The sequence below is a fragment of the Streptomyces sp. NPDC059785 genome (assembly GCF_042732375.1).
In the GTDB taxonomy this organism is placed as follows: domain Bacteria; phylum Actinomycetota; class Actinomycetes; order Streptomycetales; family Streptomycetaceae; genus Streptomyces.
Genome location: NZ_JBHWHV010000040.1, coordinates 18,328 through 35,648, shown reverse-complemented (window position 1 = coordinate 35,648; position 17,321 = coordinate 18,328). Strand labels below are relative to the sequence as shown.

General features: G+C 67.1%; 28 protein-coding genes. 23 read left to right on the top strand and 5 right to left on the bottom strand.

Features of this window, described 5'->3' with window-relative positions:
• Positions 1-61 precede the first annotated feature (61 nt).
• The 5 genes from ACFV6E_RS27260 to ACFV6E_RS27240 are packed head-to-tail and all read right to left on the bottom strand — an operon-like array spanning position 62 to position 4,689.
• Positions 62-1,363 carry a YrhB domain-containing protein gene (locus ACFV6E_RS27260; protein ID WP_385161322.1) on the bottom strand — a complete coding sequence of 434 codons (1,302 nt, stop codon included), beginning with the start codon at positions 1,361-1,363 and terminating at the stop codon, positions 62-64.
• A gap of 1 nt (position 1,364) precedes the next feature.
• Positions 1,365-1,670, bottom strand: coding sequence for a YrhB domain-containing protein (locus ACFV6E_RS27255; protein WP_385465175.1), 306 nt, complete (start codon positions 1,668-1,670; stop codon positions 1,365-1,367).
• Entirely contained in the window at positions 1,671-3,425 is a 1,755-nt protein-coding gene (locus tag ACFV6E_RS27250) for a putative T7SS-secreted protein (RefSeq protein WP_385465173.1), read from the bottom strand.
• Entirely contained in the window at positions 3,425-4,081 is a 657-nt protein-coding gene (locus tag ACFV6E_RS27245; RefSeq protein ID WP_385161327.1) for a hypothetical protein, read from the bottom strand. Before ACFV6E_RS27245 ends, ACFV6E_RS27250 begins: the two co-directional genes overlap by 1 nt.
• On the bottom strand, positions 4,078-4,689 hold the full coding sequence (locus tag ACFV6E_RS27240; RefSeq protein WP_385465170.1) for a hypothetical protein: 612 nt from the start codon (positions 4,687-4,689) through the stop codon (positions 4,078-4,080). The genes ACFV6E_RS27245 and ACFV6E_RS27240 overlap by 4 nt, the downstream gene beginning before the upstream one ends.
• A 605-nt stretch (positions 4,690-5,294) precedes the next feature.
• On the opposite strand from ACFV6E_RS27240, the gene rpsJ reads away from it, so the two are divergent.
• From rpsJ to ACFV6E_RS27125, 23 genes are all read left to right on the top strand, one after another.
• A complete protein-coding gene (rpsJ, locus tag ACFV6E_RS27235; RefSeq protein ID WP_003948644.1) occupies positions 5,295-5,603 on the top strand; it encodes a 30S ribosomal protein S10 in 309 nt (102 codons plus the stop codon).
• 17 nt (positions 5,604-5,620) lie between these two features.
• On the top strand, positions 5,621-6,265 hold the full coding sequence (gene rplC / locus ACFV6E_RS27230) for a 50S ribosomal protein L3 (protein ID WP_385161331.1): 645 nt from the start codon (positions 5,621-5,623) through the stop codon (positions 6,263-6,265).
• Positions 6,266-6,272: 7 nt separating this feature from the next.
• Positions 6,273-6,929, top strand: a complete 657-nt coding sequence (rplD, locus tag ACFV6E_RS27225; protein WP_385465168.1) for a 50S ribosomal protein L4 — start codon at positions 6,273-6,275, stop codon at positions 6,927-6,929.
• Entirely contained in the window at positions 6,929-7,345 is a 417-nt protein-coding gene (rplW, locus tag ACFV6E_RS27220) for a 50S ribosomal protein L23 (RefSeq protein ID WP_385161335.1), read from the top strand. Before rplD ends, rplW begins: the two co-directional genes overlap by 1 nt.
• Before the next feature lie 39 nt (positions 7,346-7,384).
• Positions 7,385-8,221 carry a 50S ribosomal protein L2 gene (gene rplB, locus ACFV6E_RS27215; RefSeq protein WP_093824855.1) on the top strand — a complete coding sequence of 279 codons (837 nt, stop codon included), beginning with the start codon at positions 7,385-7,387 and terminating at the stop codon, positions 8,219-8,221.
• A 12-nt stretch (positions 8,222-8,233) separates the two neighbouring features.
• A complete protein-coding gene (rpsS, locus tag ACFV6E_RS27210) occupies positions 8,234-8,515 on the top strand; it encodes a 30S ribosomal protein S19 (RefSeq protein WP_019072284.1) in 282 nt (93 codons plus the stop codon).
• A 42-nt stretch (positions 8,516-8,557) separates the two neighbouring features.
• A complete protein-coding gene (gene rplV, locus ACFV6E_RS27205) occupies positions 8,558-8,905 on the top strand; it encodes a 50S ribosomal protein L22 (RefSeq protein WP_023547379.1) in 348 nt (115 codons plus the stop codon).
• Positions 8,905-9,741, top strand: a complete 837-nt coding sequence (gene rpsC / locus ACFV6E_RS27200; RefSeq protein ID WP_190134826.1) for a 30S ribosomal protein S3 — start codon at positions 8,905-8,907, stop codon at positions 9,739-9,741. The genes rplV and rpsC overlap by 1 nt, the downstream gene beginning before the upstream one ends.
• A gap of 5 nt (positions 9,742-9,746) precedes the next feature.
• A complete protein-coding gene (gene rplP / locus ACFV6E_RS27195; protein ID WP_003974260.1) occupies positions 9,747-10,166 on the top strand; it encodes a 50S ribosomal protein L16 in 420 nt (139 codons plus the stop codon).
• Entirely contained in the window at positions 10,166-10,390 is a 225-nt protein-coding gene (gene rpmC, locus ACFV6E_RS27190; RefSeq protein ID WP_030174543.1) for a 50S ribosomal protein L29, read from the top strand. The genes rplP and rpmC overlap by 1 nt, the downstream gene beginning before the upstream one ends.
• Positions 10,390-10,701, top strand: coding sequence for a 30S ribosomal protein S17 (gene rpsQ / locus ACFV6E_RS27185; protein WP_385161339.1), 312 nt, complete (start codon positions 10,390-10,392; stop codon positions 10,699-10,701). The genes rpmC and rpsQ overlap by 1 nt, the downstream gene beginning before the upstream one ends.
• A gap of 100 nt (positions 10,702-10,801) precedes the next feature.
• Positions 10,802-11,170 (top strand): 50S ribosomal protein L14, encoded by a 369-nt coding sequence (gene rplN / locus ACFV6E_RS27180; RefSeq protein WP_003998823.1) that lies wholly within the window; start codon positions 10,802-10,804, stop codon positions 11,168-11,170.
• A 2-nt stretch (positions 11,171-11,172) separates the two neighbouring features.
• Entirely contained in the window at positions 11,173-11,496 is a 324-nt protein-coding gene (gene rplX / locus ACFV6E_RS27175; RefSeq protein ID WP_053674523.1) for a 50S ribosomal protein L24, read from the top strand.
• On the top strand, positions 11,496-12,053 hold the full coding sequence (rplE, locus tag ACFV6E_RS27170) for a 50S ribosomal protein L5 (RefSeq protein ID WP_385161341.1): 558 nt from the start codon (positions 11,496-11,498) through the stop codon (positions 12,051-12,053). Before rplX ends, rplE begins: the two co-directional genes overlap by 1 nt.
• A gap of 5 nt (positions 12,054-12,058) precedes the next feature.
• A complete protein-coding gene (locus ACFV6E_RS27165) occupies positions 12,059-12,244 on the top strand; it encodes a type Z 30S ribosomal protein S14 (RefSeq protein ID WP_003948630.1) in 186 nt (61 codons plus the stop codon).
• Between the two features lie 210 nt (positions 12,245-12,454).
• A complete protein-coding gene (gene rpsH, locus ACFV6E_RS27160) occupies positions 12,455-12,853 on the top strand; it encodes a 30S ribosomal protein S8 (protein ID WP_010986352.1) in 399 nt (132 codons plus the stop codon).
• Between the two features lie 24 nt (positions 12,854-12,877).
• A complete protein-coding gene (rplF, locus tag ACFV6E_RS27155) occupies positions 12,878-13,417 on the top strand; it encodes a 50S ribosomal protein L6 (RefSeq protein WP_385161343.1) in 540 nt (179 codons plus the stop codon).
• Between the two features lie 3 nt (positions 13,418-13,420).
• A complete protein-coding gene (gene rplR / locus ACFV6E_RS27150) occupies positions 13,421-13,801 on the top strand; it encodes a 50S ribosomal protein L18 (protein WP_385161345.1) in 381 nt (126 codons plus the stop codon).
• 65 nt (positions 13,802-13,866) lie between these two features.
• Entirely contained in the window at positions 13,867-14,472 is a 606-nt protein-coding gene (gene rpsE / locus ACFV6E_RS27145) for a 30S ribosomal protein S5 (RefSeq protein ID WP_016645168.1), read from the top strand.
• Positions 14,472-14,654: a 50S ribosomal protein L30 gene (gene rpmD / locus ACFV6E_RS27140; RefSeq protein ID WP_005481207.1), complete on the top strand. Its 183-nt coding sequence runs from the start codon at positions 14,472-14,474 to the stop codon at positions 14,652-14,654. Before rpsE ends, rpmD begins: the two co-directional genes overlap by 1 nt.
• 2 nt (positions 14,655-14,656) lie before the next feature.
• The gene (rplO, locus tag ACFV6E_RS27135; protein WP_385161348.1) at positions 14,657-15,112 is read left to right on the top strand and encodes a 50S ribosomal protein L15; all 456 of its coding nucleotides are present in this window, start codon (positions 14,657-14,659) and stop codon (positions 15,110-15,112) included.
• A 231-nt stretch (positions 15,113-15,343) separates the two neighbouring features.
• A complete protein-coding gene (secY, locus tag ACFV6E_RS27130; protein WP_385161350.1) occupies positions 15,344-16,657 on the top strand; it encodes a preprotein translocase subunit SecY in 1,314 nt (437 codons plus the stop codon).
• Positions 16,657-17,319, top strand: a complete 663-nt coding sequence (locus ACFV6E_RS27125; protein ID WP_385161352.1) for an adenylate kinase — start codon at positions 16,657-16,659, stop codon at positions 17,317-17,319. The genes secY and ACFV6E_RS27125 overlap by 1 nt, the downstream gene beginning before the upstream one ends.
• Positions 17,320-17,321: the final 2 nt, after the last annotated feature.

Genomic DNA, 17,321 nt, shown 5'->3' with positions numbered 1-17,321 from the left:
CGGGCCTCTTTGCTGTGCGGGCGCCTTCCGGCGAGGGCCGGGCGTGCCGCTCCCCGCCGGGTCAGCGGTAGCGGATCACGTGCAGGGCGCGGACGCCGGTCGGGTCGAAGGACACCGGCCGGTCGGACGCGCCGTCGAACAGCAGCACGCCGTCCGCAGTGGCCAGCGCGTTGACCAGCCATCCCACGGCCTCACGGCCCCGGCCGTCCGTACGGCGGATCCAGATCAGCGCACGGGCCCCGGCCGGGAACGACGACACCTCGTCCACGGCCGACGACCACGTCTCGTGATCGGACGTCGACAGGACCGCCCCGAGCTCGGCGAGCGTCGGCTCGAACCAGAGGGCGCGGCCCGGTGCGGGCGGCGGCGGAAATTGACCGGTGCCGGGGGTTCCGCCGGCGTCCCAGTGGGCCAGCCAGGTCCAGGGGTCGGAGTTCGGCAGTCCGAAGGGCTCGGCGGTGTCCTTGGGGACGACCACCGTCGCGTCGAGCATGGTGTCCTGCCAGCGCCCGTCACGAAGGTGACGGCGTGTGTCGCAGGAGAACACCCAGCCCCGTCGTGTCTCGTCCTGGGCGACCGGACCGACCAGCTCGGCCTGGCCCCCGTACGTGTTCTCCAGCCACAGCCGCGCCTTCGCCTGGGCGGACTCGAAGTCCCGCGCCTCGCGCTCCCACGGCCGTCGGCGGCCCCGTAGCGCCTCGGGCACCGCCCGCATCAGCACCAGCTCGCGCACGTCGTGGGTGTCCAGCCGGGCGAGCGACGAGGTCAGGCCGTCGAGGAAGACGACCTGGCCCTTGTTGTTGTGGGCGTAGACCAGATTCCCCGTGGCTTCCTGCCCGCCGGCCTCGCGACGGACCCAGACCAGTCCCCGGGTGTCGGGCCCACTCTCCCCGACGGCCTTGACGATCTCGTCCCAGGAGCCCGCGTCCACCGGCTCGAACCCGGGGAAGTACCGGCGGGTGAGCCGGTCCCACCAGCCGGGCGCCTCGTCCGACGGCTGCCAGGGCAGTGGCACCGACGGACTCCGGCCGATCGCCGAGTGCAGGGCCACGACGCAGCCGCGCGCGTTGATCCGGCGTCCCTGGTTCTCGACCCGGGCGACGGCCGCGTCGTACGACACGGCCGGTTCCAGGTCCGCGAAGGGAGCGCTGGGCGACGGGTGGAACGGCGAGCTGCCGTCCTTGGGGACGACGACCGAGGCCGCGAGCATGGGCGTGTGCGGGTAGCCGGGCTGCTGTACGGTCCGGCACGCCATGAGCCAGGCCGTGGCCGACTCGTGCACGGGGTGGGGGACGGCCGGCTCGACGAGGCCGCGGTAGGTGTGGTGGAGCCAGGCCGCCGCTTGCTGGGTGGGACCGTGCATCTCAGTGCCCCTTCTTGGGCGGCCAGTCGCCCGAAGCCTGCAGAGCCATGTAATCCTCCGTCGGCGGGAACGTCGGAGCGAAATGAGCGGCACTCCCGTCGTGCGGCACGACCACGACCGAGGTGAACGGCGCCTGCGTGGGATCTCCCGTATCGATATGCTCCTGGAAATCGAAGCGCACCGTCCAGCCGTAAGTGAATTCGATGCCCGTATCCGGAAGCACTACCACGGATCCCGCGCGGTCCGGGTAAGCGATAGTCTTCAAGAATTTCGCGGCAGCCGTCACTGCTTCGTCTTTGGTCACCATTTATGGAACTCCATTGCGATACGGAATGTGCCCGACAGACGAGACATTTCTTTCGAGAACGCCCAGCGTTCCGCTCTGGCCGTCGAGGAAGGCCACACCGTGCGGGGTGTTCACCGCGTTGAAGACGTGTGCCGTGCCATCGGGGCGGCTGATGTAGACGACGCTGCGCGAGCCCTCCCCGCGCGCCTGGAGGTCACGGATGATGTCATCGTAGCTATTCACCATGTCGTAGGTGCCCTTGGGCCTGTCCGTGAGGCCGAGCTGCTCCGGCGGGATGTGGTCGCCCGCCTGCTTGGGCGCCGCACTCACGTCGATGCCGTCAAGGCGACGGTCGACGGCCACGGTATTGTGGCTGCAATTCAAGGTGTAACCGGGCTGCCCGGTGTTGTTGACGTCCTTGAGCCACGGATATTCGGAGTCCAGGAACTCCTGGGCTCTCGTCGGATTCACCGATTCATAGTGGATCGCCTTTTCTTTCACATGCTCGGTGCTGCGTGCCAGGTCGCCCCAGTCCTTGGGTGCGGATCCGGCCGCGTCGTCCGCGTATTTCAGACCCTTCGACGCCATGTTCGACGCGGCGGTCTCGGCGCCCTCCTTCACGCCGAGGCGCAGGCCGCTGCGGGCGAGGCCGGCGCCCTTCGTGCCGACGAGTTCGGGCAGGAGACGGCCGACGAACTCGGAGGGGTCCTTCTTGAAACCGTCCACCGCCGCCTGGACGACGCGCTCCGGGTGCGCGGCGGTGGAGACCAGCCCGGCCAGCGTCATGTTGACGTTCTGGACGTACTCAGCGGGGTGGGTCAGGTTGTACGGATCGGTCGGGTTGAGGCCACGGGCGAAATTGAGCAGGCCTGCGGTTCCCTTGACGGCGCCGCCGACGACGTGGGTCAGCTCGATGTCGACGGCCTGGTAGCCGTCGACGATGTTGTTGCCCAGCCGGTCCAGGGGCGGCGGTTCGGCGGGGGCGTACGCGAGGGCCTCCTTGACCTTGCCCTGGGCCGTCGTGGCGGATGTGTTCCGCTGCTTCCGGGCCTCGGCGAGCTTGTCCCGGGCCGCCTGGATGTCGGCCTTGCCGGGGTCCTTGAACGCCTCGGGCTCCGGGCCGGGATCCTCGTCCGCCCTGACCTTCGCGTTGTAGGCGTCGATCCGCTTGTTGTATGCCTCCACGGCCGCCTCGGAGGCGTTCTTGCCCTTCTTGTAGAGCTCGATGGCCTCCTTGGCCTGGCCCTGAGCCCATTTCACGGTGTCGGCGTACGTTTCCAGGGCGGCTGCCGCGATCTCACAGGCGTCGGACGCGTGCAGCCATTTGGTGGGGTGCATCTCGAACTTCTTACGGAAGGCGTCACCGCCCTCGCCTCGCCAGTGCGAGGAGTCGAGCTTCCGCATGCCCTGGCCGACCTTGTCGAAGGCGCCGTGGAAGTCCCTGAGATGCTTCGCGCTCTCCCGGATCCTGTCGGGCTTGCCGTGTACGAGCTCATCGGCGTCCTCGCTCTGACCGAGCTGCTGTTCACCAGGGGTGGCACCGAGAGCCGAGGCGGCCTCGTCGCCCCAGTCCTCGACGGTGTCGGCGGCGTCGTGCAGACCGACTCCGTCAAGCCCCTCACCGAGCTTCTCCGACCCCCAGTCGATCCCCGTACCGAGGACTTTCTTGCCGGCGTCGACGCCGTCCTCGATCGCGCCGAGGCCGTCGTTGACCCCGTCCTTGATGTCGCTGCCGAGGCCCTTGAGTCCGTCGCCGATGTCTCCGACGATGCCCATCAGCCCTCACCGCCGCCCTGCTGCTGGGCTGCCTCGGCCCTGGCTTCGGGGGAGGGGCCGAAGGTGTCGTCCAGCATCTGTTCGTACTCGGAGTCGGAGACGCCGAAGGAGTTGTGCAGATTCTGCGGGTTGAGCCCGGCCGGTCCGATGGTGCTGGAGGTCATGAGATCGCGACCGGTGTCCTTCCAGCCCTGCTTGATGTTCTCCCCGGCCTGTTCGAAGGACTCCTGGCTGTAGTCGGCGCCGCCGAAGGCGCCGGAGGTGGCGATGTCGCCCCAGCCCTGCTGGGTGACCTCGTCCTCGGAGGCGTACGGATTGCCGATGAGGGAGTTGGCCGCGACCTTGAGGGAGCCTTCCACGTACTGGTCGGTCTCGTAGTAGGTGCCGGCCGACAGTCCGGTGCGCACGGCGAACCCGTTGCCCTCGTTGATCAGCGAGCGGACACCCCACTCCCAGCGCTCGCAGAACGAGGAGAAGGTCTCCGTCAGCCCTCCGTGGCCCAGTTCCAGCCCGTTCAGCGACACGTCCGAGAAGCCTCGGCCCGCGCCGGCCATCCCGACCATGCCGAGTTCCTCGAGCTCGTCGAGCGCTTCGGTCAGGCCTTTCGCGATCAGATCCAGGCCCTGGGCCTTGAGGTCTTTGTCGCTCCCGCTCACCGCACACGCTCCTCGAAAAGGTCTGCGTCGACCGCGGCTTCCTCGGGAACGACCCCCCTGACCGGCGGGAACACCGCCCCGTCCGGCCCGTCCGCGCAGTCCAGCGCCACGCCGCACGGCACACCGGCGGCCGGTACGCCCACGTCCAGCAGACGCGCGCCCAGGACGGTCTGGTAGGTCCACTCGCGGTGGTAGCCCTCCCGTGCCTTCGCGTAGCGGCCCAGAGCCTGCTCGTCGGAGAAGGCCAGGATGAAGCGGATGCCGTTGAGGTCAGCGGTCAGCAGGCCGCGCTCGTCGTCCGGGCCCGGCCCCTCGCCCAGCGGCACCAGGACCGCGGTGCGCCGGAACTCGTCCAGCAGCGCCTCGTACCAGCGCCGTCGCTCGGCGACCTGCGGGTCCTCGACCGGGACGTCGTCGTCCGGCGGTGCCGTCGGGCCGCGAGGCGCGGTCGAGGCCGAGGCGGAAGGCGCTCCGTCCAGTGCGGACCGTGTGCTCTTCGAGTTCTCCGCTTCCAGCGACGGCCCGGCCATCTCCGCGTAGTCCGCGAGCTTCGACCTGGGCATGCTGGTCCGTGGCGGTCCGGCCGCCTCGCCCCCGTGCTCAGACATGCCGGTCATCATCACAACCACGGCCTTCGCGGTGCAAGGCGGGTGGCCGCCGGGCGGAGGCGCGAGGGCGCCGTGTCGGCGGGGCCGAGCACGTCTCGGGCCGGCGGGGAGCGCGGTGATCTACACGGTGTTCCTGCCGGCCTGACGGCGGCCGCACGCCGGGCTCTGGTGACCGGCTCCGGTGTGCCCGTGTGTAGCCCGGCGTGACGTGGGGTACAGTCATCGGCTCGATTGGCCAGCCCCCCGTCCGATGTGGCAGACTAGCGGGGTTGCTCGGTCGAGTGCCGATGCTGCGCGCCTCCCGCCGGGAGGACCGGAAGCGAGTCCCACAGTACTCGTCGCTCCAACTGCCGAGAGGCAGCGCTGGGGCGGACGTACGGGAATCTTCCGGGAAGTGTCAGCGGGGTGCCGACCAGGCGCCCGGTGGGTGTTCAGCCCCCGGTCCAGCGGTTGCCCAAAGGGTCGAGCCGCGTCCCTGGCAGGGAAATCCGGTACGGATATCTGTGCGGCAGGAGCGCGACACACCCGACCGCGTGGGTCGGAGGCAGGAACGCGAACCCCCGGGTACCAGAGCGTTTCACTAGACAAAGGACTACTGAGTAGCCATGGCGGGACAGAAGATCCGCATCCGGCTCAAGGCCTACGACCACGAGGTCATCGACTCCTCGGCGAAGAAGATCGTCGAGACGGTGACCCGCACTGGTGCGTCGGTCGCGGGCCCGGTGCCGCTGCCCACTGAGAAGAACGTGTACTGCGTCATCAAGTCGCCGCACAAGTACAAGGACTCGCGCGAGCACTTCGAGATGCGCACGCACAAGCGCCTGATCGACATCCTCGACCCGACGCCCAAGACCGTTGACTCTCTGATGCGACTCGACCTCCCGGCCGGTGTCGACATCGAGATCAAGCTCTGAGGCCGGTGATCTGAGAGATGACCAAGCAGATCAAGGGCATCCTGGGCGAGAAGCTCGGCATGACGCAGGTGTGGGACGAGAACAACCGTGTTGTTCCGGTCACCGTCGTCAAGGCCGGCCCCAACGTCGTGACCCAGGTCCGTACGAACGACAGTGACGGCTACGAGTCGGTCCAGATCGCCTTCGGCGAGATCGACCCGCGCAAGGTGAACAAGCCCCTCAAGGGTCACTTCGCCAAGGCCGACGTCACCCCCCGCCGCCACCTCGTCGAGATCCGTACCGCTGACGCCAGCGAGTACACCCTCGGCCAGGAGATCACCGCCGAGGTGTTCGAGGCCGGCCTCAAGGTCGACGTCACCGGCAAGAGCAAGGGCAAGGGCTTCGCCGGTGTCATGAAGCGCCACAACTTCGGTGGCCTCGGCGCCGGGCACGGTACCCAGCGCAAGCACCGCTCGCCCGGTTCCATCGGTGGCTGCGCCACCCCGGGCCGCGTGTTCAAGGGCCTGCGCATGGCGGGTCGCATGGGCAACGAGCGGGTCACCACCCAGAACCTGACCGTCCACGCCGTTGACGCGGAGAAGGGTCTGCTGCTCATCAAGGGCGCCGTCCCCGGTCCGAACGGCGGCCTCGTCCTGGTCCGCACCGCGGCCAAGGGGGCCTGAGGTAACGATGAGCACTGTTGACATCCTTTCGCCGGCAGGCGACAAGACCGGGACGGTCGAGCTCCCCGCGGAGATCTTCGACGTCGAGAAGATCAGCGTTCCGCTGCTTCACCAGGTCGTCGTCGCGCAGCTGGCCGCTGCCCGCCAGGGCACGCACAAGACCAAGACCCGCGGCGAGGTTCGTGGTGGCGGTAAGAAGCCTTACCGTCAGAAGGGCACCGGCCGCGCGCGCCAGGGCTCTACCCGCGCCCCGCAGTTCGCCGGTGGTGGCGTCGTGCACGGTCCCGTGCCGCGTGACTACTCGCAGCGGACCCCGAAGAAGATGAAGGCCGCGGCCCTGCGCCACGCCCTCACCGACCGGGCCCGCAACGCTCGCATCCACGTCGTCTCCGGCGTGATCGAGGGCGAGACCCCCTCCACCAAGGCCGCCAAGAGCCTGCTCGGCAAGATCTCGGAGCGCAAGAACGTGCTCCTGGTCATCGAGCGCTCCGACGAGGCCGCGCTGCTCTCCGCGCGCAACCTGCCCCAGGTCCACATCCTGGAGCCGGGCCAGCTGAACACGTACGACGTTCTCGTCTCGGACGACGTGGTCTTCACCCAGGCCGCTTTCGAGTCCTTCGTGTCTGGCCCCAAGGCCGCTGACACCGAAGGGAGCGAAGCCTGATGGCTACGCGTCACCCGAGCATCGCCTCGAAGGCCGCCAAGGCCGCCAAGGCCGCGCGCGTCGCCAAGGCGAAGCGCCACGCCACCGAGGGCAAGAACACCGTCGAGACCCCGCTGAGCAAGTCCTTCACGGACCCCCGTGACGTGCTCCTCAAGCCGGTCGTCTCGGAGAAGAGCTACGCGCTTCTCGACGAGGGCAAGTACACCTTCATCGTCGCGCCTGGCGCCAACAAGACCCAGATCAAGGAGGCCGTCCAGGCGGTCTTCTCGGTCAAGGTCACCGGGGTCAACACGATCAACCGTCAGGGCAAGCGCAAGCGCACCCGCACCGGCTTCGGCAAGCGTGCGGACAGCAAGCGCGCGATCGTGACCCTCGCTGAGGGCGACCGTATCGACATCTTCGGCCAGGCCTCCTAACGGAGCGCCCTGGTCCGAATATCGGACGAGGACTGAGAAATGGGAATCCGCAAGTACAAGCCGACGACGCCGGGCCGCCGTGGCTCCTCCGTCGCCGACTTCGTCGAGGTCACGCGGTCCACGCCGGAGAAGTCGCTGGTCCGCCCGCTGCACAGCAAGGGCGGCCGTAACAACGCCGGTCGTGTGACCGTTCGCCACCAGGGTGGCGGACACAAGCGCGCCTACCGCGTGATCGACTTCCGTCGTCACGACAAGGACGGCGTGCCGGCGAAGGTCGCGCACATCGAGTACGACCCCAACCGCACCGCGCGCATCGCGCTGCTGCACTACGCCGACGGCGAGAAGCGTTACATCCTCGCCCCGCGCAACCTGTCGCAGGGTGACCGCGTGGAGAACGGCCCCGGGGCCGACATCAAGCCGGGCAACAACCTGGCGCTCCGCAACATCCCGGTCGGTACCACGATCCACGCGATCGAGCTCCGTCCCGGTGGCGGCGCCAAGTTCGCCCGCTCCGCCGGTGCCTCCGTGCAGCTGCTCGCGAAGGAGGGCTCGATGGCCCACCTCCGCATGCCGTCCGGTGAGATCCGCCTGGTCGACCAGCGCTGCCGCGCCACGGTCGGCGAGGTCGGCAACGCCGAGCAGTCCAACATCAACTGGGGCAAGGCCGGCCGTAAGCGCTGGCTCGGCGTCCGTCCGACCGTCCGCGGTGTGGCGATGAACCCGGTTGACCACCCGCACGGTGGTGGTGAGGGCAAGACCTCCGGTGGTCGCCACCCGGTCTCGCCGTGGGGTCAGAAGGAGGGTCGTACTCGTTCGCCGAAGAAGGCTTCGAACAAGTACATCGTCCGCCGCCGCAAGACGAACAAGAAGCGCTAGGAGCGGGTTTAGATGCCGCGCAGTCTCAAGAAGGGGCCCTTCGTCGACGGACACCTCATCAAGAAGGTGGACGCCCAGAACGAAGCCGGTTCCAAGAACGTCATCAAGACCTGGTCCCGTCGCTCGATGATCGTCCCGGCCATGCTCGGCCACACGATCGCGGTGCACAACGGCAAGACCCACATTCCGGTGTTTGTCACCGAGTCGATGGTCGGCCACAAGCTCGGCGAGTTCTCGCCGACGCGCACCTTCCGGGGTCACGTCAAGGACGACCGGAAGTCGAAGCGCCGCTAACAGCGGGGTGGAATGACCATGACAGACACTGGAAGGACAACCATGGAAGCCAGGGCCCAGGCGCGGTACATCCGCGTTACGCCCATGAAGGCCCGCCGCGTGGTGGACCTTATCCGTGGCATGGATGCCACGGAGGCTCAGGCGGTCCTGCGTTTCGCCCCGCAGGCCGCGAGCGTGCCGGTCGGCAAGGTGCTGGACAGCGCCATCGCCAACGCCGCGCACAACTACGACCACACCGACGCCGACAGCCTCTTCGTCTCCGAGGCGTACGTCGACGAGGGCCCGACCCTGAAGCGGTTCCGGCCGCGCGCCCAGGGCCGTGCCTACCGGATCCGCAAGCGGACCAGCCACATCACCGTGGTCGTCAGCAGCAAGGAAGGAACCCGGTAATGGGCCAGAAGGTTAACCCGCATGGGTTCCGGCTCGGTGTCACCACGGACTTCAAGTCCCGGTGGTACGCCGACAAGCTGTACAAGGACTACGTCAAGGAAGACGTCGCCATCCGCCGGATGATGACGTCCGGCATGGAGCGCGCCGGCATCTCGAAGGTTGAGATCGAGCGCACCCGTGACCGCGTGCGGGTGGACATCCACACCGCGCGTCCCGGCATCGTCATCGGCCGCCGTGGCGCCGAGGCCGACCGCATCCGCGGCGACCTCGAGAAGCTCACGGGCAAGCAGGTCCAGCTGAACATCCTCGAGGTCAAGAACCCCGAGACCGACGCTCAGCTCGTGGCCCAGGCCGTTGCCGAGCAGCTGTCCTCCCGCGTCTCCTTCCGCCGTGCCATGCGCAAGAGCATGCAGTCGGCGATGAAGGCGGGCGCCAAGGGCATCAAGATCCAGTGTGGTGGCCGTCTCGGCGGCGCCGAGATGTCCCGCTCGGAGTTCTACCGCGAGGGCCGTGTGCCCCTGCACACGCTCCGCGCGAACGTCGACTACGGCTTCTTCGAGGCCAAGACGACCTTCGGCCGTATCGGTGTGAAGGTCTGGATCTACAAGGGCGACGTCAAGAACATCGCCGAGGTCCGCGCCGAGAACGCCGCTGCCCGCGCCGGCAACCGCCCGGCCCGTGGTGGCAACGACCGCCCGGCCCGTGGTGGCCGCGGTGGCGAGCGTGGCGGTCGCGGTCGCAAGCCGCAGCAGCAGTCGGCTCCGGCCGCCGAGGCCCCCAAGGCCGAGGCGCCCGCCGCTGCCGCTCCGGCTGAGAGCACCGGAACGGAGGCCTGACCGACATGCTGATCCCCCGTAGGGTCAAGCACCGCAAGCAGCACCACCCGAAGCGCCGTGGCATGGCCAAGGGCGGTACGCAGGTTGCGTTCGGCGAGTACGGCATCCAGGCCCTCACGCCGGCGTACGTGACCAACCGCCAGATCGAGGCGGCCCGTATCGCGATGACCCGCCACATCAAGCGTGGCGGCAAGGTCTGGATCAACATCTACCCGGACCGCCCGCTCACCAAGAAGCCTGCCGAGACCCGCATGGGTTCCGGTAAGGGTTCCCCCGAGTGGTGGATCGCGAACGTTCACCCGGGCCGGGTGATGTTCGAGCTGTCCTACCCCAACGAGAAGATCGCCCGTGAGGCTCTGACTCGCGCCGCCCACAAGCTGCCGATGAAGTGCCGGATCGTCAAGCGCGAGGCAGGTGAAGCGTGATGTCGGCCGGTACCAAGGCGTCCGAGCTGCGCGAGCTGGGCAACGAGGAGCTTCTGGGTAAGCTCCGCGAGGCCAAGGAAGAGCTGTTCAACCTCCGCTTCCAGGCGGCGACCGGTCAGCTCGAGAACCACGGTCGGCTGAAGGCCGTCCGTAAGGACATCGCGCGGATCTACACCCTGATGCGTGAGCGCGAGCTGGGCATCGAGACGGTGGAGAGCGCCTGATGAGCGAGAGCAACGTGACTGAAACTGCAGACATCAGCGGCTCCGCCGCGGAGAAGGCCGCCCGCGGCTTCCGCAAGACCCGTGAGGGTCTGGTCGTCAGCGACAAGATGGACAAGACCGTCGTCGTCGCCGTCGAGGACCGCGTCAAGCACGCGCTGTACGGCAAGGTCATCCGCCGTACGAACAAGCTCAAGGCCCACGACGAGCAGAACGCCGCCGGTGTCGGCGACCGCGTCCTCCTGATGGAGACCCGGCCGCTGTCCGCGACGAAGCGCTGGCGCGTCGTCGAGATTCTCGAGAAGGCCAAGTAATTACCTGAGGGGTTTCCCTGAGGTTCGTTCCGCCAGGCTCGGCAGGGGTCTCCCGTGAGGGAGCCCCTGCCGGGAACCGGCAGACAAACAGGAGATAGACGTGATCCAGCAGGAGTCGCGACTGCGTGTCGCCGACAACACTGGTGCGAAGGAAATCCTTTGCATCCGTGTGCTCGGTGGCTCCGGTCGCCGCTACGCGGGCATCGGTGACGTCATCGTCGCCACCGTCAAGGACGCGATCCCCGGTGGCAACGTGAAGAAGGGTGACGTCGTCAAGGCGGTCATCGTTCGCACCGTCAAGGAGCGCCGCCGTCCGGACGGCTCGTACATCCGCTTCGACGAGAACGCCGCCGTCATTCTGAAGAACGACGGCGACCCTCGCGGCACCCGTATCTTCGGCCCCGTCGGCCGTGAGCTGCGCGAGAAGAAGTTCATGAAGATCATCTCGCTCGCGCCGGAGGTGCTGTAAGCATGAAGATCAAGAAGGGCGACCTGGTCCAGGTCATCACCGGCAAGGACAAGGGCAAGCAGGGCAAGGTCATTGCCGCTTACCCGCGCGACGAGCGCGTCCTGGTCGAGGGTGTCAACCGGGTCAAGAAGCACACGAAGGCCGGCCCCACCGCTCGCGGTTCGCAGGCCGGCGGCATCGTGACCACCGAGGCCCCGATTCACGTGAGCAATGTTCAGCTCGTCGTGGAGAAGGACGGCAACAAGGTCGTCACGCGCGTCGGTTACCGCTTCGACGACGAGGGCAACAAGATCCGCGTTGCCAAGCGGACGGGTGAGGACATCTGATGGCTACCACCACCACTCCGCGTCTCAAGACGAAGTACCGCGAGGAGATCGCGGGCAAGCTGCGTGACGAGTTCAAGTACGAGAACGTCATGCAGGTCCCGGGCCTCGTCAAGATCGTGGTCAACATGGGTGTGGGCGACGCCGCCCGCGACTCCAAGCTGATCGACGGCGCGATCCGCGACCTCACCACGATCACCGGTCAGAAGCCGGCCGTCACCAAGGCCCGCAAGTCCATCGCGCAGTTCAAGCTGCGTGAGGGCCAGCCGATCGGTGCCCACGTCACGCTCCGTGGCGACCGCATGTGGGAGTTCCTGGACCGCACCCTGTCGCTCGCGCTGCCGCGCATCCGCGACTTCCGCGGCCTGTCCCCCAAGCAGTTCGACGGCCGTGGCAACTACACCTTCGGTCTCACGGAGCAGGTCATGTTCCACGAGATCGACCAGGACAAGATCGACCGCGTCCGGGGTATGGACATCACCGTGGTCACCACGGCGACCAACGACGCTGAGGGCCGCGCGCTCCTTCGTCACCTCGGCTTCCCCTTCAAGGAGGCGTGAGCGAGATGGCGAAGAAGGCTCTGATCGCGAAGGCTGCTCGCAAGCCCAAGTTCGGCGTGCGTGGCTACACGCGCTGCCAGCGCTGCGGCCGTCCCCACTCCGTGTACCGCAAGTTCGGCCTGTGCCGCGTGTGCCTTCGTGAGATGGCTCACCGTGGCGAGCTGCCGGGCGTGACCAAGAGCTCCTGGTAGTCCCCCTAACAAGGGACTCCAGAGGCTCTCGGTAAGCAAAGGGCGGTCAGGGGCCCAACTCTCCATGGCTTAGGCTAGGAGGGTTGGGTGCCCTGGCACCCGTACGACTTACTACGCCGTAGGTCCCCGCGCCGCACCCGTCCCGCCCCTGTGTGGGGAGAGGGATGGCGCATACAGGAAACCCCGGCGAGAGAGGCCGAAGGCCAATTCATGACCATGACTGATCCGATCGCAGACATGCTTACGCGTCTGCGTAACGCGAACTCGGCGTACCACGACACCGTCGGTATGCCGCACTCGAAGATCAAGTCGCACATCGCGGAGATCCTCCAGCAGGAGGGCTTCATCACGGGCTGGAAGGTCGAGGACGCCGAGGTCGGCAAGAACCTCGTCCTCGAGCTGAAGTTCGGCCCGAACCGTGAGCGCTCCATCGCGGGCATCAAGCGGATCTCCAAGCCCGGTCTCCGGGTCTACGCGAAGTCCACCAACCTGCCCAAGGTGCTCGGCGGCCTCGGCGTGGCGATCATCTCCACGTCCCACGGGCTCCTCACCGACAAGCAGGCCGGCAAGAAGGGCGTGGGTGGGGAAGTCCTCGCCTACGTCTGGTAGCGGAAGGGAACGGAGGAAACAGCTATGTCGCGTATTGGCAAGCTCCCCATCACGGTTCCCGCCGGCGTGGACGTCACCATCGACGGCCGTACGGTCCAGGTGAAGGGCCCCAAGGGCTCTCTCTCCCACACCGTCGTGGCGCCGATCGAGATCGCTAAGGGTGAGGACGGCGTTCTGAACGTCACCCGCCCGAACGACGAGCGTCAGAACAAGGCCCTGCACGGCCTGTCCCGCACGCTGGTGGCGAACATGATCACCGGCGTGACCCAGGGTTACGTGAAGAAGCTCGAGATCAGCGGTGTCGGTTACCGCGTCGTGGCCAAGGGCTCCAACCTGGAGTTCTCGCTCGGCTACAGCCACCCGATCACCGTCGAGGCCCCCGAGGGCATCACCTTCAAGGTGGAGGCCCCGACCCGTTTCTCGGTCGAGGGCATCGACAAGCAGAAGGTCGGCGAGGTTGCGGCCAACATCCGCAAGCTGCGCAAGCCCGACCCGTACAAGGCCAAGGGCGTCAAGTACGAGGGCGAAGTCATCCGCCGCAAGGTCGGAAAGGCGGGTAAGTAAGCCATGGCATACGGTACGAAGATCGCTAAGGGCGACGCTTACAAGCGTGCTGCCATCAAGCGGCGCCACATCCGGATCCGTAAGAAGGTCTCCGGTACGGCCGAGCGTCCCCGCCTGGTCGTGACGCGCTCGAACCGCCACATCGTGGCCCAGGTCATCGACGACATCAAGGGTCACACCCTGGCGTCGGCGTCGACCCTGGACACCACGATCCGTGGCGAGGGCGAGAAGTCCGCGCAGGCCGGCAAGGTCGGCGCCCTGGTCGCCGAGCGCGCCAAGGCCGCCGGTGTCGAGGCTGTCGTATTCGACCGTGGTGGTAACCAGTACGCCGGGCGCATCGCCGCCCTGGCGGACGCCGCCCGCGAAGCCGGACTCAAGTTCTGAGTCGCCCGCCATGCAGTGGCTATCAGACACTGCGTAGCTAGCGGAAAAAGAGAGAGGTAATTCCAATGGCTGGACCCCAGCGCCGCGGTGGCGGTGCCGGTGGCGGCGAGCGGCGGGACCGGAAGGGCCGTGACGGCGGCGCAGCTGCCGCCGAGAAGACCGCGTACGTTGAGCGCGTCGTCGCGATCAACCGCGTCGCCAAGGTTGTGAAGGGTGGTCGTCGCTTCAGCTTCACCGCGCTGGTCGTGGTGGGCGACGGTGACGGCACCGTGGGTGTCGGTTACGGCAAGGCCAAGGAGGTGCCGGCCGCCATCGCCAAGGGTGTCGAGGAGGCCAAGAAGCACTTCTTCAAGGTCCCCCGTATCCAGGGCACCATCCCGCACCCGATCCAGGGTGAGAAGGCCGCGGGCGTCGTCCTGCTCAAGCCGGCTTCCCCCGGTACCGGTGTTATCGCCGGTGGCCCGGTGCGTGCCGTGCTCGAGTGCGCCGGCGTTCACGACATCCTGTCGAAGTCGCTCGGCTCCGACAACGCGATCAACATCGTGCACGCGACCGTTGCTGCCCTGAAGGGTCTGCAGCGCCCCGAGGAGATCGCGGCCCGCCGTGGTCTGCCCCTCGAGGACGTCGCCCCCGCGGCTCTGCTGCGTGCGCGTGCCGGGGCTGGTGCGTAATGGCGCAGCTCAAGATCACGCAGACGAAGTCGTACATCGGCAGCAAGCAGAACCACCGTGACACCCTGCGTTCCCTTGGTCTCAAGGGCATCAACACGCAGGTCGTCAAGGAGGACCGCCCCGAGTTCCGCGGCATGGTGCACACCGTCCGCCACCTCGTGACGGTCGAGGAGGTCGACTGATCATGGCGGAGAACAACCCGCTCAAGATCCACAACCTCCGTCCCGCCCCCGGCGCCAAGACCGCCAAGACCCGTGTCGGTCGTGGTGAGGCGTCGAAGGGTAAGACGGCCGGTCGTGGTACGAAGGGCACGAAGGCCCGCTACCAGGTTCCGGAGCGCTTCGAGGGTGGGCAGATGCCCCTCCACATGCGTCTCCCGAAGCTGAAGGGCTTCAAGAACCCCTTCAAGACCGAGTACCAGGTCGTGAACCTGGACAAGCTCTCCGCCCTCTACCCCGAGGGTGGCGAGGTCACGGTCGCGGACCTGGTCGCCAAGGGCGCCGTCCGCAAGAACAGCCTCGTCAAGGTCCTCGGCCAGGGCGAGCTCTCCGTGGCGCTGCAGGTGACGGTCGACGCCGTCTCCGGCTCCGCCAAGGAGAAGATCACCGCCGCCGGCGGTACCGTCACCGAGCTCGTCTGAGTCCTTCAGGCGTCTCGATGACATGAGCGATCCCGACCGGGGATGCCCCACAAAAGGGGCATCCCCGGTTGGTCGTTCCAGAGGGGGCAGTCTCGCCGGTAAGGTGGCCTGCACTGCCAACTCTCGTGCGGTCCCCAGCCGCACGGAGGTTGACCGCCATTCATGCCTTTATCCATCGAACCTCAAGACCGTCACCCTTGACGCAGTAGCGCGGGGGTCGCAGGAGGCACCGTGCTCACCGCGTTCGCCCGGGCGTTCAGGACGCCCGACCTGCGCAAGAAGCTGCTCTTCACGCTCGGCATCATCGTGGTCTACCGGGTCGGTACCCACATCCCGATCCCCGGCGTCGACTACCGGAACGTCCAGGCGTGTGTGGAACAGGCATCGGGCAACCAGGGTCTGTTCGGTCTGGTCAACATGTTCAGCGGTGGCGCGCTGCTGCAGATCACGATCTTCGCGCTCGGCATCATGCCGTACATCACCGCGAGCATCATCCTTCAGCTGCTGACCGTGGTGATCCCGCGGCTCGAGGCCCTCAAGAAGGAGGGCCAGTCGGGTACCGCGAAGATCACGCAGTACACCCGTTACCTGACGGTGGCGCTGGCCATCCTCCAGGGCACGGGCCTGGTGGCGACCGCGCGCAGCGGCGCCCTGTTCAGCAGCTGCACCGTCGGCAGCGAGATCGTCCCGGACAAGGCGATCTTCACCACCATCACCATGGTCATCACGATGACCGCCGGTACGGCCATCGTCATGTGGCTCGGTGAGCTGATCACCGACCGCGGTATCGGCAACGGCATGTCGATCCTGATGTTCATCTCGATCGCCGCCACCTTCCCGTCCGCGCTGTGGGCCATCAAGAAGCAGGGCACCCTGGCCGGCGGCTGGATCGAGTTCGGCACCGTCATCGCCGTGGGTCTGGTCATGGTCGGCCTGGTCGTCTTCGTCGAGCAGGCCCAGCGCCGTATCCCGGTCCAGTACGCGAAGCGCATGATCGGCCGGCGTTCCTACGGCGGTACGTCGACGTACATCCCGCTGAAGGTGAACCAGGCGGGTGTGATCCCCGTCATCTTCGCGTCGTCGCTGCTCTACATTCCGGCGCTGATCGCCCAGTTCTCCAGCGGCACATCCGGCTGGAAGACGTGGATCGAGGCGAATCTGACCAAGGGCGACCACCCGATTTACATCACCATGTACTTCTTGCTCATCGTGTTCTTCGCGTTCTTCTACGTGGCGATCTCGTTTAACCCCGAGGAAGTCGCGGACAACATGAAGAAGTATGGTGGCTTCATCCCGGGCATCCGGGCTGGCCGTCCGACCGCTGAGTACCTCAGCTACGTACTCAACCGGATCACCTGGCCGGGTTCGCTGTATCTGGGCCTGATCGCTCTCGTGCCGACGATGGCGTTGGTTGGCTTCGGGGCAAGCCAGAACTTCCCGTTCGGCGGTACCAGCATCCTGATCATCGTGGGTGTCGGTCTCGAGACGGTGAAGCAGATCGAGAGCCAGCTTCAGCAGCGCAATTACGAAGGGTTCCTCCGCTGATGCGAATCGTCCTCGTCGGGCCGCCCGGTGCCGGCAAGGGAACGCAGGCTGCGTTCCTCGCCAAGAACCTGTCGATCCCGCACATCTCCACGGGCGACCTCTTCCGCGCCAACATCAGCAGCCAGACGGAACTCGGCAAGCTGGCGAAGTCCTACATGGACAAGGGCGAGCTGGTTCCGGACGAGGTCACCATCGCGATGGCGAAGGACCGCATGGAGCAGCCGGACGCCGAGAACGGCTTCCTGCTGGACGGCTTCCCGCGGAACGTGTCGCAGGCCCAGGCGCTCGACGAGATGCTCGACGCCGAGGGCATGAAGCTGGACGCGGTCCTGGACCTGGAGGTTCCCGAGGACGAGGTGGTCAAGCGCATCGCCGGCCGCCGGGTCTGCCGCAAGGACTCGAGCCACGTCTTCCACGTGGATCACAAGAAGCCGGCCAAGGAAGGCGTCTGCGACGTCGACGGCGGCGAGCTGTACCAGCGCGACGACGACTCCGAGGAGACCGTCCGCAAGCGCCTCGAGGTCTACCACACGCAGACCGAGCCGATCATCGACTACTACCGGGAGCAGGGTCTCGTGGTCACGATCCCCGCGCTCGGCAAGGTGGACGAGGTCACCGCGCGCGCCATGGAGGCGCTCAAGCGCCCGGTGGACGGCAAGTAGTT